This is a genomic window from Leptospira ognonensis (assembly GCF_004770745.1).
Classification (GTDB): Bacteria; Spirochaetota; Leptospiria; order Leptospirales; family Leptospiraceae; genus Leptospira_A; species Leptospira_A ognonensis.
In genome coordinates this window covers 254,072-268,259 of record NZ_RQGD01000010.1, presented here as the reverse complement: position 1 = coordinate 268,259, position 14,188 = coordinate 254,072, and the positions used below count along the sequence as shown (strand labels likewise).

Below are 14,188 nucleotides of genomic sequence, written 5' to 3'. Positions count from 1 at the left end.
AATCCCGTCATCCACCCACCGATTCAAAATCTAAAATTCTGGTAACTAAATAGGGTGCTTCTAACAAAGAGGACGTTTCTCGCGCCTGTCTCGCACTCCTGCTCGAATGGCGCGCTCCGCCATCCCTGGCTTCGCATCCGTTCCGTCCTCTTTGTTAGAAGCAGTTACTAAAGATTCATTTTAGAATTTTAGATTTTTCATTTTAGCCTTAACTTGAAAATCCTGAGAGAAGGGAAAGGGGTTCGAACGATCGACGAGAAGAGCATGAGTAGTAACAGACGCAAGACACCTAATATGTGTTATGCGCAAGGTGAGAAAGTATACAGGGTCGTTTTCAGCAGACTCCCAATTCGAAAAAAATATAGGAAACAATCTCTTGGGCTAAATTCAATAGAACTCGTTTCACTTTTTGTTTGCTAATTTTTTCCCTGTCTTAGTGATGTAGCCTAGGTTTGCATTTTCCTCTATTATTTTTGTATGTTCTCCCTCTTTTTGAAAGGTACAGCCGATACAAAACTTGGCAGTTCCTTTTTCGAAGGGCCATACAAAATCGTATTTAGGTGCAATGACCACTTTCCCTTTTTCATTGGCAAAGCCCATTTTTCCATTTTTTATGATGCGATACATGCCTTCGCTTATATAATCAGGACCATTGTCGTAAATAAAAACTTTATGTAATACTTTCTGCTTTTTATTTATTACTACCCAACCATCTTCTGTAACGATTGAAGCAAGACCAAAACGATTATAGGATACTTCCCCAAACGTATTTTTATGATACGTAGTAATGTCTTTTGCAAGCAAGGGATGCATTGAAAGAAGAAATAACAAGGAAAGTTGGAGGATTTTGTTTTTTATTACAGGTAACATTTAACCTCTCCTATTATTAACGATAGAAACCATTGTCATTCCCAATTTTGCATTCCTACGCGACTCAAAGCTTTCTCCTCAATTCACCTTGTGAAAGTTCCTAGAATTGCATGAATTTCGAAGGCTGAATGTAAAATTTTCTTAAATTTCCTTGACAGATTCTCAATATATAACCAAGTAGATATATAACTAAATGGAAATGCAAACATTGGATCGTACATTCGGAGCTTTAGCTGATCCCACTAGACGTGCCATTCTGATGCGCCTGGCAAAAGGGGAATTGACCGTTATGGAATTGGCCAAGCCCTTTCAAATGAGCCAGCCAGCCGTTTCTAAGCATCTGAAGGTTCTGGAAGAAGCTGGATTGATTTCCACACAAATTCGAGGTCAGGAGAGACCGAGAAAAATGGAAACTAAGCCCATCAAAGAAGCGACAGACTGGTTAGAAAAATACAAACAGATCTGGGAAAAACGCTATTTAGCCATTGATGGATTACTAGAAGAATTGCAATCGTTTCAAGTAAAAGGAGAACCAGAAAAATGAAGGCAGATATAAAAGAATTTAAAGTAGAATTGCGAGGAGAGACGGAAGTAGTAGCAACGCGTTACTTCGCGGCACCACGCAATTTGGTATATGATTGTTTCACCAAGCCAGAGTTAATTCGAAGATGGCTTACTGGACCGGAAGGATGGTCTTTAGTAAAATGTGAGAATGATGTAACAGTAGGTGGTAAATATTTATATTTGTTTAGTGACGCAAATGGAACAGAGATGGGTGTCTATGGAAGATTCCTAGAAGTCATTCCCTCTGAAAAGATAGCCAACTCAGAAAACTATGCCATTGATATGAATGTTTTTAATCCCGATGCACTGGAAAGTCCAGATGTAACGAAGGAATCTCGTACCTTTACAACGGAAGGTGATCTGACCCTTATGACTCATGTTTGTACCTACGCGTCAGATGAAATACGCAAAAATGAAATTGGTGGCGTAGAAGCATGGAAGGATCTTTGTTTGGTGCTTGATAAAATTTTAGAGGTTATAATGCAAAAATCGTAAATGGAAATCATACGGCCTCAAGAAGCACGATTCGCTTTTGTTTTGATCGTGCTCAGTGCGATATTGATGATATTTTGGATGTAGGCTTTTTTGGCTTTCGGATCTGTACTTTTCAATTCACTCTTTCTGGAAAGGAAATTTTTGAGTCCACTCGGATCGCCTGTGTATAATATGATAGAAACAAAAATCACGGCGAGTCGTGCTCCAATTGCTTTTTCTGGTGGCTCCCAATTCTGCTTATATAAGGCCAAGTGACTGTGACTCTGGCTTGCCTCAATAATCTAGCAATCGTTTCACTACTTGCGCAAATCGGTTGCCATAGCGTTTGCCAACTTGATTTAAGTGCAAATCCAGAAGGAATTCTTTGCTTTGATCGTTACCTATCTGGGTATCCGTTTTGCCAACAGTTTCGCAATCTCGCAGACAAAGATTTTTTGTTCCTAGGGACTTATTTTTTACACCCGCAAGAAACAATCCATTCTCTGTTCGGATGTATCCCTGCGATACCGCAGCAATTGAACTAGGAAAGGTTCTTGCCCAGACATCTAAAGTGATCGCGATGTCCATCTCATTCATACCTGATTTCAAATGTAAGGCATATTCTGGATTATCATCAAAAGTAACCTTCCAAAGTATTGTTAGTTGGTCAAGAATGGAAATAGCCTCACCTGAATAGAACTCGCGGATCATATCATGAGGGTAACCAATTTTTTGTTTTACGAAATTTGCTTTTTTAACATCTACGAGTCTGGAAATTAAAACAAGGGTTCCTTCAATACTAGAAGCAACACCAGCCGTGCTGATCAACTGACGATCTTCTACATATTTTTTTCCTTTTATCCAGTTGAGTCTTGGGAACTCATTTTCTAATTGAGATAAACTAGAAGCATGAGTTGTGATTTGATGGTTTAAAAATTGATCAGAACGACCTATGACCTTAGCGCCTTCACAGACGGATAATACAGGAATACGATCATTCGCTAAAAATTTTTGAAAGGATTTATCCTCAGGATGAAACACGTTCGGAACAACAACAGCGTCAAAAGAAAAAGGAAAATCATTGATCGTATCATGCGGAACGAGGACCAATCCTTTCCAGAGCAGTACGTTTCCCTTCTGATTCGAGACAATATAAACATTAAGATCCGCCAACTTTAATAATGAGTAAGGGACAATGAGATCGGTAATTTCGGTGCCTTGTGTATCCGCAAGGATCACGACCGTCATTTTGGATCCATCATGCTTACTATCGTATTTCACATTTTCGAGAGGATGATTTTCGATGGGTTCAAGCTTCTGAAAGTACGAGATTTGTGCACAATTGTTTGTGGAAAGGGAAAGTAGGTAGGTTAGGCAGCAGGCTGTTCTAATCAGCCGAGATGTAAAAAATTTGGATACTATTCTAAGTTTTATCATAGCATGGAGTATATCCGACATTGAAAAAAATGTCGTCTTGGTGTATAAGCTAGGACTTTCTGGGATATAACTTAGGAACCAACATTCGATTTACGGTAGAGGGAGGGGGTTGTGTTTTTATATTTAAAAAACTCCGCGTGGAATGCTGATTTTGATGAGAACCCTACTGCATACAGAATGGATACGATCGACCGATTTGGTTCCTCTAGTAAAAGTCGACAGGCTGACTGAATTCTTTTCTCATTGATGTAGGCTTTGAAACTCACCTTAAGGTTTTGATTGAATAGCTCTGAAAGTTGATGGGGGTGAAGATTGAGATGTTCTGCTAGGCGAGCGAGCGTTAAATCCTCATCAGCATAAAAACTTTCCTCAATCATGAGTCTATGAATTTCATTGATTGTTTTTTCTGTATCGATTCCAGTGAGTCGCGATTTAACATATTTGCTCTTCTTTATTTCCTCTTGCATAGAAGATAAATACTCAGGAAAAATTTGACTGCCCCAAAAAATGAATACCGAAATTAATAGCAAAGTTGAATAGGATAAAGCCATCGTAAGCATCGATTTTTCTATTTGAAACCAGACAAAGAAAAAAATATCTAAAAATCCAAAGCATATCAAAATGAGAGTAAAAATATAAATTTTCGGATAAGGGAATGAGGTGTTAAAAAAAATAGGAAAGAGCTCTGTGCCTGTAAGCAGTAGAAAGCTGATTGTATATAAGAATATGAATAAGAATAGGTAGTCAAGGTACTGAAACCGAGAATTCGCGATCGCTGGTTCCATAGAAATCACAAAGATTGGGATAAGGATGAGAAAGAAGGGAAGTAAATGCAGGAATTGTTTCTTTCCCCACTCAAAATTACGGTTTAGAATTTGTCTAATATAGATATGAATCAACGGTCCGATAAAAATATAGAAGGGAAGTAAGAAGAGTCCAATTTTCAAATTAAAACGGTTAACGCCAGTGATATCAAGGGCCATATTTAATTGCGGAAGAGCAAGAAAACCATAAAGTAAACCTGGAAGAATATTGCGTTTTTTCCCTGGCCTAAGCAGATAACCAAGGCAAACGATAAACGAGAAAAAACTGCCAATAATGGGAATCGTTGCAAGAAAGGTTTCGATAGAGAATACAACTGAGTGATCCATATTCAATCTGTAACTCAATTATAAATCATCTTCAGATGGTCTGCTAAGTTTGTAGCGCTAGCCCAGACTTCTTCGATACGCGATGCTGAGGCCCAATCACCCGTTGCGGCCAACTCGTTTTTCTCATCAATATAGAAACCTGAATTCCGTGTTTCAAAGACTGTTGCATACTTCCACAGATGCACTGAAATGTAGTCCGCCTCAGCACAGGAAATATCTGTTAACTTTTCAAACTGAAGCACCAAAGATTTTTTGACTTCTTCAAGATCCGCATCGATATTTGCATCGGCCCAATCCTTTGTCGAATGTGCGACAATGCTCGTAACACTTTTATCTCTTCCAGGCTTTGTCGAATTGATGGAAATCCAATCAATCGGATTGTTCCATACCTTGGCTGCGATCCATTGATTCTCCCAAGGTTTTTTAAATCCGATCATAAGGGAGTAACAAGAGTTCATCTTTGTATCGTGCAACGGGGATTCATTCGGCAGAAGGTTTCCAAATAGCTTTATGGTCTGTAAAGGTGGAGCCGTTACAATTACCCAAGTATAGGTCCCCAAAAAAATTCCTTCCTTCGAATAGAGATCCCATCCGTCTGCTTCTTTTTTTGTAAGAGGGGCAATTTCTGTTTTTGTCTGAATGGAAATTCCATCTGACAATGCCTTGCAAAGTTGATTCATATTGGGACTAGCAACGAAATGAGGTTCAAACCAAAGGCGTTTGGTAATTTTTTTACCTATCTCGAGAGTGATTACCTTTCCACTCCATTCACATACGATACCATTCTCAAGATAAGGATTCAGAAATGACTGGAAAGGCTTCGTTCGCACGGTAAAGTGTTGGTTTCCATGATCGAAAGAAAATGGCTCCGCATAACGAGTAGACATGCGTCCACCGACTCCACGCGCCTTTTCAAAAATATCTACCTGGGCGCTATTTTTTAGCTGATTCGCTAGGGTCAGACCTGAAATTCCAGCTCCAATAATGGCAATTTTCGGTTTCACTATTTGATCGCATGGCAAGCACATACAGAATCAATCAATATTTCTTATTCTCCACTTACCGTTGGTATATTTATGGCGAGAGTTCAGGTAATTTTTTTTGTTCTGTAATGTCTGTACGTATGGCTATGAATTGGTTCGGATTGCCATCTAAATCCAACAGAGGTACGATGGTGCTTTGAACCCAATAATAAGAGCCATCTTTGGCTCGGTTTTTAATTTCCCCTCGCCAAACCTCTTTATTCTTAAGATTTTTCCATAGACCATGAAAAAATTCTTTTGGATGGTGACCTGAATTGATGATGCGATGGTCCTTTCCCAGAAGTTCCTCTGGCGAATATTTTGATACGTTACAAAATTTTTCATTAACGTAAGTTATCTTTCCCTCGGGATTTGTGATAGATACGAGAGCATGCTCATCGAGTGCAAATTTAAAACCTTGTAAGGAAAGATTTGAGAGTTCTGCTTGCATTTTTGCTTCAAGCAGTAGTTTTTCCGCCTTTTGGCGTTCGGAGACATCATTCACCACAACCATGATAGCCTGCTTGCCATCAAAGATAACGTCACTCTTAATGATCTCAACCTGCATCGTTTCTCCATTACGTTTTTGATGAGTGAAGATTCCAATGCTCGCCACGCCTTGTTTCTTTTGAGAGACAGATGCTCTGACTCTACTAATTTCTTCTGGATTGTCGGGACGAATCTCTAATATCGTCATCTGTAAAAATTCTTCTCGAGAGTATCCATACTTATCCGCGAATGCCTGGTTCACAGAAAGGTATTTTAATGAATTGGGCTCGAAAATGGAGATAGGTAAAACATTGGCTTCGTAAAGATTTCTATACTTTTCTTCGCTCTGCCCGAGCAATAACTGATTTTCTATTAGCATCGTATTTGTTGCCTGCATTTCCTCATAGGATGCTTCAATCTCCATACGTTGGCTTTGGATGTCGGCTTTCGCGGCAAATAATTTAAACGCCATTTTTATAGATGCATCCAATACGGTAAAACTCGAAGCTTTTACAACATAACCATAGTTTGTAATACTTTCGGTTTTTTCCACTACCTCTTTTTCTGTATGCGAGGAAAGGAAAAGTAATGGAATATCACTATCGGCTAGTATTTGTTCAGCGGCAACGGTACCATCCATGCCAGTACCGAGATCAATATCCATGAGAATGAGATCAATTGCTGGACCTTTTTGCATGGTCTCGATTGCTTCTTCTCCAGAAAAGACATGAATGACTTCATAACCTTCTTGTTGTAGCTGTCGTTTTGTCAGCATGGCAATCAGAGCCTCATCTTCGACATATAGTATAGTTTTATAATAATTCAATGTAGAACCGACTCATTTAAAATTTGCGTCACATGAGTTTAAAGTATCCTCCTGGCATGTCTAGTGTTTTTCCCAGGAGCGATTTCGGATCTGTTCTTGGAATTTTCCCGATTTTTTATCAGGCTAGAGTTTTGTGGGATGTTCAAAGTTTGCAGTTAAAAAATGCGAATTTCTTGTCCAGGTTTCTCATTCCCACCTGTTTTCTAGAAAATTACAAAGGAGGATTCTTATGAAAAAGAATCTATTACTCACAGGTCTGACATTTCTTGGATTGGCATTTCTCGAAACGATCATCAACCAATTCCTCTTGAAAGGGATCTATACGGAACTTAACGGGCTATGGAGAACCTCAGAAGAATTGGGGAATTTGGCACCTATTTTTATGCTCATCTACTTAGTCGTGAGCTTAGGGTTTGCCTCGATTTTTCTGCGAGCCTACGCCGGTGGTGGGATTTTGGAAGGAGTAAAAATAGGCTTTATGATCGGCGTGATCTCGCGATTTTGGTATGCCTATACAAACTTTATCGTCCTTCCGATTCCACATACTCTTGCCATACAATGGTTTCTTTTTGGGTTGATCGAAATGATGTTGTTAGGAATGGTTTGTGCAATGTTAGTAGATAAGCTTGCAAAAAAAGCATAGGCTAAGGTTCAAATAATAGAGGAGAAATCATATGAAAGAATTCATTTTATTGTTTCGCAATCATTCGGCAGAAGATAGTTATTTACTCAAACCAGAAGAGATGGCAAAAGAAATGCCTCAATGGAGACAATGGATCTCAGAAATCATTGAATCCGGAAAATTTGTTTCCACACAACCATTAGATTTTGAAGGCACTGTTATACGGCCAGGAAGTACGACGGATGGTCCTTATGTTGCGGTCAAAGAAATTCTTGCCGGGTATTTAGTCTGCAAAGCCGAATCGATGGATGAGGCAGTGGCCATTGGTAAAAAATGTCCGATACTAAACTACCCAACCGGAAGTTTAGAAGTAAGACCCATTACTCCCTTTCAACCATAGTGTAAGATTTCCTAAGGAGGTAGATGATTGCTCCTTAGGAAGGAATGATTCATGAGCTTAGATGAAAAATATTTTAACGAATTCATACGCAAAGAGAATGTAAGAATCACAACTATTTTGTGTAAAGTTTACGGCTTTGAGAAAATTGATTTGATCGAGGATGCAGTGCAGGAAGCCATTGTGGCCGCGTTCCAATCATGGAAATTGAGAGGGCTACCTGAGAATCCGGAAGGATGGATTTACAAAGTGGCAAAAAATAAAATCATTAACTTGATAAATAAGGAAAAGCATCGCCAAAGAATTCTAGAAAAAAATAAAAGTATCTTTCCTTCAGACTATCTGTTGGAGGCAAAATGGGAAACGGAAAGAAAGTCTATAGATGACTCACTTTTACAGATGCTTTTCGTAGTATCGCATCCACTGATACCCGTTGACTATCAATCTGCTATGGCCTTAAAAATCCTGTTAGGATTCAGTGTCAGCGAAATCGCCGAGGTATTTTTTTCAAATGTGGAAACGATTCAAAAAAGACTCTATCGAGGGAAACAGATCATCATCGAAAAGAAAATCCCGATCGCATTTCCCGATCAAATGAATTTTTCTGAGCGCATCGATTCCGTGTTAAAGATCCTATACCTACTTTTTTCGAAAGGTTATTATTCGAATCAAGTTGAAAATCTTTTTCGTAAGGATCTGATGCAGGAATCACTCCGACTAACCATCCTGCTTTCAGAAAATGAACGCTGCAGAAATGCAAACGTACTCGCTCTGATCGCCCTTATTTGTTTTCACTGTTCGCGCTTGGAAAGTAGATTATCGGATGAAGGACAAATCTTATCCTGGCTTAGACAAAATAAAAATTTATGGGACCAAACAATGGTTTCAAAAGGGAAGGAGTATTTAACAAACTCGCTAAACTTTGGAAATCAAATATATTCCGATTACCAATTAGAAGCCTTAATCGCTCTGCTTCATACTGAAGATGAGTCAAAGAAAAAATGGGAAGATTTACTGATTCTTTATTCAAAGTTATACGATTTAAATCAAAATCCGAGTGTTAATTTAAATAGAATCTACGCCATGAGTTGTGTCTTCGGAAATCCTACTGCAAGAGTCGAATTAGAAAAAACGAATTCATTAGGCAAAAATTTATTTGTGGATCTGTTGTGGGCGAAACTTTGGAAAGAAGAAGATGAGATTCGAGCGAAACAATTTCTGGATTCCGCACTAAATTTATCGAACTCTATCAACGAGAGAAAAATGATCTTAGCTAACTGGGCAAACTTATGAGGCTAATATACTCCGTCGCTATCATAAAAGAAGGAAACCCCTGGCATTATGTAGAATTCTGTAACTTGGTGTTTGGCGGCATTTGACATTTCAGATACACCAATACCAATACTTCTTGCCGAATAGTCTGTGCGTGCCACCGTTCCTACCGTATCTCCAAGGTAGAGAGGGTATGTTCTTTTGATATCTTGTCTGATCATCCCCACATCAAGCGTAAAACGACAGTATCGAAAAGAGGATTCTATATTGAGAATGGTCCCTTTATCTCTCACCTGTCCTCCGTAAGCCGGGACAACTCCTGTGATCCCAGTGCTACTATCGTTGAAAACTTCTTGGATGATCTGTGATCCTAAGACGGAAAAATCTCCCTTCCGATCGAGCAATTCGTACCTGGCGCGAACCTCCCACCAATCCCTTAGCTTAAGTTTCATATAGATTCCAGGTATGATTCCTTTCATCGAATATTCCGCATTGGCGTCTCCACCTACGGACCAGGTCGTCTTATTGGGAACAGGGGCTTCTGCTCGACTCGTTGCATAGGAACCGTAAGTAATGTTATTTCTTTCTGAGTATCTATGAAAATTTATGGAAGGTCCTATCATAAATATTTTATTGATCGGATGAGTGTAGGAGAAGCGAAGATGGTTACTTACTCCTTCAAATCGCAGTAGGCGATTTCCTTCAAAGGCACTCCCCCAATAATTCGTCGATCGCGGTGATAGGAATTCATTCGAAGCGGGAAGATCTCTACTATAAACACCTAGTGTTGTATCCTCTGCCATCTGGATTTCGTATTTATTCTTATAGCCATATCTGATATCCCAAAACTGAGCATTCACATTTAAATCACTCGCTCCTTTGTAAGGAATGGCGAGCGGCGCGCCTGGTTCTGAAGTTTGTCGAAAGAAAGAGTTGATCATCCAGGCAGGACCCGTTTCATTTAGGACGGCAGGGGATATTTTTCCTATTCCCCATCCCGTCCGAAACATCAATCGATGTTCGTAAACACTATTGAATTTCGTCATCTGTTCTAAGTTCTGCGGGTTTGTGGCTAGAGAACTCTTTTCTGGTGCAGGTGGAGTTGTTTCCGGAGGTGCTAACGGTATCGTTTGTTTTGTTTCATGATGCAGAGGGTCCTGATGTTTTGTGGCCTCGCCAAAAAGGGCAACATGAAAGCAAACTAAGGCTAGCGTGATGAGTATATGTTTATTTTTCAAGAGGGAATCATCCTAATATACTATCCGAACCGTACCAACATAGATCTCCGTTCTCCGGTTTTTCTTCTCGGCTAACATCGTATCAACGATCTTGCGCATATCAGCATAGCCATCCACTTCCTTGAATCTCTCTTCTACAATGTTATGACTATGTTTAAGTTCTGCCTTGACAGCGAAAGATCGGTCTTTACTTAATTTTAAATTCATCTGAAAGGCGCCCACGCTGTCAGTATGACCACCAATCCTACAATTTGTCTCAGGATAGGCGGTCATTGCGTCAGCAATCTTTGCAATCAACTCTTTTGCCTTTGGAGTTAACGTAGATTTTCCTGAGGGAAACGCAACGTCACCATCAATGACGATGAGAAGTTCACGAAGTCTCTTCTCTGGATCTTCGATACGCTTTAACTCAACACCTTTCGCATGCAATCCATCCGAAACTTCTTCGAATGTTGTGCCTGAGTGTTCAAAATCCTTGCGTATGCCTTGGTACAATTTTTCTAAATAGGGCGTGGTTCCCATTTCATCCAGAGAGCCTTCTGGAAGACTTCCGAGTGCTAAATTTTCTTTTTTCTCTATGGGCTCGATCGGCGTGATGCAACCGCAAAACTTCTGAAAGGCGCTTGAGGTGGTAAAGCTATTTGATTCCGTGGTTTTGCAGGAACTGGAAGCCACTAAAATGGCTAGAAACAAAAGATATATCGCTACATTCACTTGCATGGATTCCCGATTCGGTAAGTCTTTTGGATGGGAAGGTCAGGGAAATAATTATTTTAAGAGTAGGTTTTTTTTCTGAATGCACGGAAAGAAAATCAGGTAACACAAATTTGACATTGAGCTTTAGGTGATCCACGCGAATTCATGCTTCAAAATATCGAAGATAAGAAAGATTTTGGCTTTGGAATTTTCAAACTGAGTAAATTTATTGATTTCAATCATTGGAGTCCCAAGAATGTAGAGAGTCTCTTGACAGGCTAGGAATATACATGCACAACTATAAATCGATATCATTTATAATTATTTTTTGTTATATTATTTTATTTGGAAATTGCAATGGATCGACTAACACCAGTGACAATTTTCTTTTTGGACTCAGCGAACGGTATGATCGGTTTTTAACCGCCGTCACCGGGGAGGAAAGTTCCACCTCGAGTAATTCTTCCGGAACCGATTCAAGCTCTTCTACATCCAGCACCGACTCTAGCACCATCGTTGTACCATCCTGTTCTACAGATATAACGGTAACAACGAAAACGATTTCTCTATCTGAAGATGGCGATGTAGACGCAGTATTTAGTTCTTCAGCAGACAATGGACTCACAGAAACTGATACGGATGGAGGTACGAGTTGGGGCTATCGTTCGTACGAAACATGCATCTATCCAAATACAGCCTTTACAGGAACGATTGAAATTCCTGTCTCGGCAAATTCAAGTTATACGGGAAGGCTTACGAAAACACTCTCTTTTCCAGCGGGCGTGAATGGAAATCCTCTGCCTACAAAATTTTCTTTCACTGCCAGTGGAGTCGCCAACCGCCAATGCATGAAATTCACGCGCATTGACGATGGAAGCAGGAACACGGTCGAGAGCGCCTTCAACTTAGATTTGGGAAATGTAGTCCAAAAGAATGGAAGTGGAGTGGTTGTCACTGGCTTTTATACAGATAAGAATGTCTGTGATATTTCGCTTTCGATGGAAGATGATGAAGGGCCTGGGGTGAGAGTTTCCAATATTTCACGAATTATGGAAGAACCCGGCAGCGGAGCTACTGCAACCAATGGAACCTTTCGCGTAGTCCTTCGCACAGCACCAACGGCAAGCGTTACCATCCCCATGAGTGAAACGGCGGACACTGTGAACGCAAGCAACAGAGAAGGAACCATGGCACCAACTTCACTAACCTTTACCACTGGAAATTGGAATGTGGAACAAGTAGTGACAGTCACATCAGTGGATGACTTTGAAATCGATGGAACGAAAACGTATATTGTACAAACACGAAGTACTTCGAGTACAGATACGGATTACAATGGGATCAACCCCCGGGACGTAGTTGTCTATAATAAGGATCTAAGCGTTCCAGGGTATGCCGTTGAAAAATGGAATGCAGTCACCCAGACCACAAACTCGAGTGGTGGAAACATCACAGGCTTTGCGACCGATGAGGCCAACCAGATGGGCCATAATTATGCAAACTTTACCATTAAATTAAGAACCAAACCAACAGCCGATGTGACCTTGAGCTTTTCGAAAAACTGTGGTGCAAAATGTGTCATCGAAAGTCCGAATCTAACCTTCACAACCTCAAATTGGAACACATACCAAACCGTACAGGTGCGAGGTTCTACGGATGGTGCTGATGCTGGTAACGCAGATTATAACATCACTTTCACCGCGAGTTCATCAGACTCAACTTATAATACAACTGTCACCGAACCAACATTTGTTGTTAGGTCTTGTGATAATGACAATACCCATCTCATCCAACCTTGTAATTTATCAGGCAGTCCGCTCGGCACCACTGCTGGTCGCCTTTCTGGAGGCGAGCCATCGGCAACAACAAACATCTGGCTCATTACAAAATCGGCTCCTGGTTCAGATGTGACGGTGGGCCTGAGCAGCACGGACACCACGGAAGGAACCGTTCCCGCAAATGTGACCATCACCTCCTCGAATTATAATACTTTGATCTCCGGCGGTACCAACCAAATCGCACTTTCTCATGTCGATGATACAATCGTTGATGGAAGTCAGGACTGGACAGTGACGACGGCAGCCGCCACAGGCGGATTGACTTATAATACCTCAGAAATTGAAGCCACAACCACAGATAATGAGGCATATTTTTATGTGAATAAGTCAGGCAATACAAGAGAAGGCACAACGAATGTGTCTACGATTAGCGTTTGTTTGGGTGCTGACAATACAGATGCGACAGACATTGAGGTAACGATAGCTTGTGCCACTCCTGGGGATGAATGTGGGACATTATCTGCAACCAGTTTGTTTTTCCCACAGAATAGCCGAGTTGATACGGCAAACGCGAGTAATGCGGGATGTCCCAATGATGCCAAAAAGAAAACATTTACAGTTCAAGGATTAGATGATACATTTGCCGATGGAAATCAAAATTTTTCCATTACCCTTACGAAACAAGCCACTGCTGATACGAATTATAATTCAGCTCCCAATCCATCTAGTCCTTCGATCACAAATGAAGATGATGAACCAGCAGGGAAGGCTGTCTTCGTAACTACCAGTACGTATAACGGGGAGATGACGGCAGCAGGTGTTCTAGGTGCGGATAGCAATTGTAATACGGGAAAGCCTGGCCACGTTCCTTCTGGAACGTATAAGGCATTGATTGCAAGCGATAGTTCGGGAAATGTAACAAACGATCGTAAGGTAGGCACAAATTGGGTGATCAGTCCGAATCTATACTACTACCGCTGTGAGTCCGGAGCGAACAACTGTCGTGATGAAGGTAACCGTCTCTTCATTGCGGATGGAACAGGTTCGTTTTCACCTACTGCTCTCGTAAATGATTTTTCAAGCACAGGAACGGATGAATTTTGGACAGGATTCACAAATGCCTTGGCACCTGCCACACAACCATCTACGCCAGCAGGAACCTGCGTGGATGCAGCGACAGTCTACCGCCATAACTGCCACGGTTTTACCTACCAAACATGTCCGACTGCAGGAGGTGTCAGTTTTTACGGGAATACATGGATTCGAAATGGTGCGGGATCCATTGCCGCAGCTGAAAAAGTTTGTACGAATAGTTATAAACTCATTTGCGTCCAACAATAAGCGACAGGCTA

14 protein-coding genes are annotated in these 14,188 nt (G+C 40.7%); 6 read left to right on the top strand and 8 right to left on the bottom strand.

Annotated elements, in window-relative coordinates; all coding sequences use genetic code 11:
• Window positions 1–402: 402 nt before the first annotated feature.
• Window positions 403–870 carry a WG repeat-containing protein gene (locus tag EHQ58_RS03750; protein WP_135622109.1) on the bottom strand — a complete coding sequence of 156 codons (468 nt, stop codon included), beginning with the start codon at window positions 868–870 and terminating at the stop codon, window positions 403–405.
• A gap of 199 nt (window positions 871–1,069) precedes the next feature.
• Between EHQ58_RS03750 and EHQ58_RS03745 the strand changes: the two genes are divergently transcribed.
• Entirely contained in the window at window positions 1,070–1,414 is a 345-nt protein-coding gene (locus EHQ58_RS03745; RefSeq protein WP_135622157.1) for an ArsR/SmtB family transcription factor, read from the top strand.
• Window positions 1,411–1,929 carry an SRPBCC domain-containing protein gene (locus EHQ58_RS03740; RefSeq protein ID WP_135622107.1) on the top strand — a complete coding sequence of 173 codons (519 nt, stop codon included), beginning with the start codon at window positions 1,411–1,413 and terminating at the stop codon, window positions 1,927–1,929. The genes EHQ58_RS03745 and EHQ58_RS03740 overlap by 4 nt, the downstream gene beginning before the upstream one ends.
• Before the next feature lie 17 nt (window positions 1,930–1,946).
• Here EHQ58_RS03740 and EHQ58_RS03735 read toward each other — a convergent pair whose 3' ends face one another.
• The 5 genes from EHQ58_RS03735 to EHQ58_RS18695 form a co-directional block, all read right to left on the bottom strand.
• Window positions 1,947–2,180, bottom strand: a complete 234-nt coding sequence (locus EHQ58_RS03735; RefSeq protein WP_135622105.1) for a hypothetical protein — start codon at window positions 2,178–2,180, stop codon at window positions 1,947–1,949.
• Window positions 2,181–2,202: 22 nt separating this feature from the next.
• Window positions 2,203–3,345: a DJ-1/PfpI family protein gene (locus EHQ58_RS03730; protein WP_167883521.1), complete on the bottom strand. Its 1,143-nt coding sequence runs from the start codon at window positions 3,343–3,345 to the stop codon at window positions 2,203–2,205.
• Between the two features lie 71 nt (window positions 3,346–3,416).
• Window positions 3,417–4,496 carry an AraC family transcriptional regulator gene (locus EHQ58_RS03725; RefSeq protein ID WP_135622101.1) on the bottom strand — a complete coding sequence of 360 codons (1,080 nt, stop codon included), beginning with the start codon at window positions 4,494–4,496 and terminating at the stop codon, window positions 3,417–3,419.
• Between the two features lie 14 nt (window positions 4,497–4,510).
• Window positions 4,511–5,500, bottom strand: coding sequence for an NAD(P)/FAD-dependent oxidoreductase (locus EHQ58_RS03720; protein WP_167883520.1), 990 nt, complete (start codon window positions 5,498–5,500; stop codon window positions 4,511–4,513).
• 70 nt (window positions 5,501–5,570) lie between these two features.
• Window positions 5,571–6,833, bottom strand: coding sequence for a PAS domain S-box protein (locus tag EHQ58_RS18695; RefSeq protein ID WP_167883519.1), 1,263 nt, complete (start codon window positions 6,831–6,833; stop codon window positions 5,571–5,573).
• A gap of 229 nt (window positions 6,834–7,062) precedes the next feature.
• Here EHQ58_RS18695 and EHQ58_RS03705 point away from each other — a divergent pair, with 229 nt between their 5' ends.
• The 3 genes from EHQ58_RS03705 to EHQ58_RS03695 are packed head-to-tail and all read left to right on the top strand — an operon-like array spanning window position 7,063 to window position 9,145.
• Complete coding sequence (locus EHQ58_RS03705) at window positions 7,063–7,476, top strand: hypothetical protein (protein ID WP_135622097.1); 414 nt, start codon at window positions 7,063–7,065, stop codon at window positions 7,474–7,476.
• 31 nt (window positions 7,477–7,507) lie between these two features.
• Window positions 7,508–7,855 (top strand): YciI family protein, encoded by a 348-nt coding sequence (locus tag EHQ58_RS03700; RefSeq protein ID WP_135622095.1) that lies wholly within the window; start codon window positions 7,508–7,510, stop codon window positions 7,853–7,855.
• 51 nt (window positions 7,856–7,906) lie between these two features.
• Window positions 7,907–9,145 (top strand): RNA polymerase sigma factor, encoded by a 1,239-nt coding sequence (locus EHQ58_RS03695; RefSeq protein WP_135622093.1) that lies wholly within the window; start codon window positions 7,907–7,909, stop codon window positions 9,143–9,145.
• 2 nt (window positions 9,146–9,147) lie between these two features.
• On the opposite strand, the gene EHQ58_RS03690 is transcribed toward EHQ58_RS03695, so the two are convergent.
• Together EHQ58_RS03690 and EHQ58_RS03685 are read right to left on the bottom strand one after the other, a co-directional pair.
• Window positions 9,148–10,362 (bottom strand): hypothetical protein, encoded by a 1,215-nt coding sequence (locus EHQ58_RS03690; protein WP_246047105.1) that lies wholly within the window; start codon window positions 10,360–10,362, stop codon window positions 9,148–9,150.
• A 12-nt stretch (window positions 10,363–10,374) separates the two neighbouring features.
• The gene (locus EHQ58_RS03685) at window positions 10,375–11,043 is read right to left on the bottom strand and encodes an OmpA family protein (RefSeq protein ID WP_342776206.1); all 669 of its coding nucleotides are present in this window, start codon (window positions 11,041–11,043) and stop codon (window positions 10,375–10,377) included.
• A 305-nt stretch (window positions 11,044–11,348) separates the two neighbouring features.
• Between EHQ58_RS03685 and EHQ58_RS03680 the strand changes: the two genes are divergently transcribed.
• Entirely contained in the window at window positions 11,349–14,177 is a 2,829-nt protein-coding gene (locus EHQ58_RS03680) for a hypothetical protein (RefSeq protein WP_135622089.1), read from the top strand.
• Window positions 14,178–14,188 lie beyond the last annotated feature (11 nt).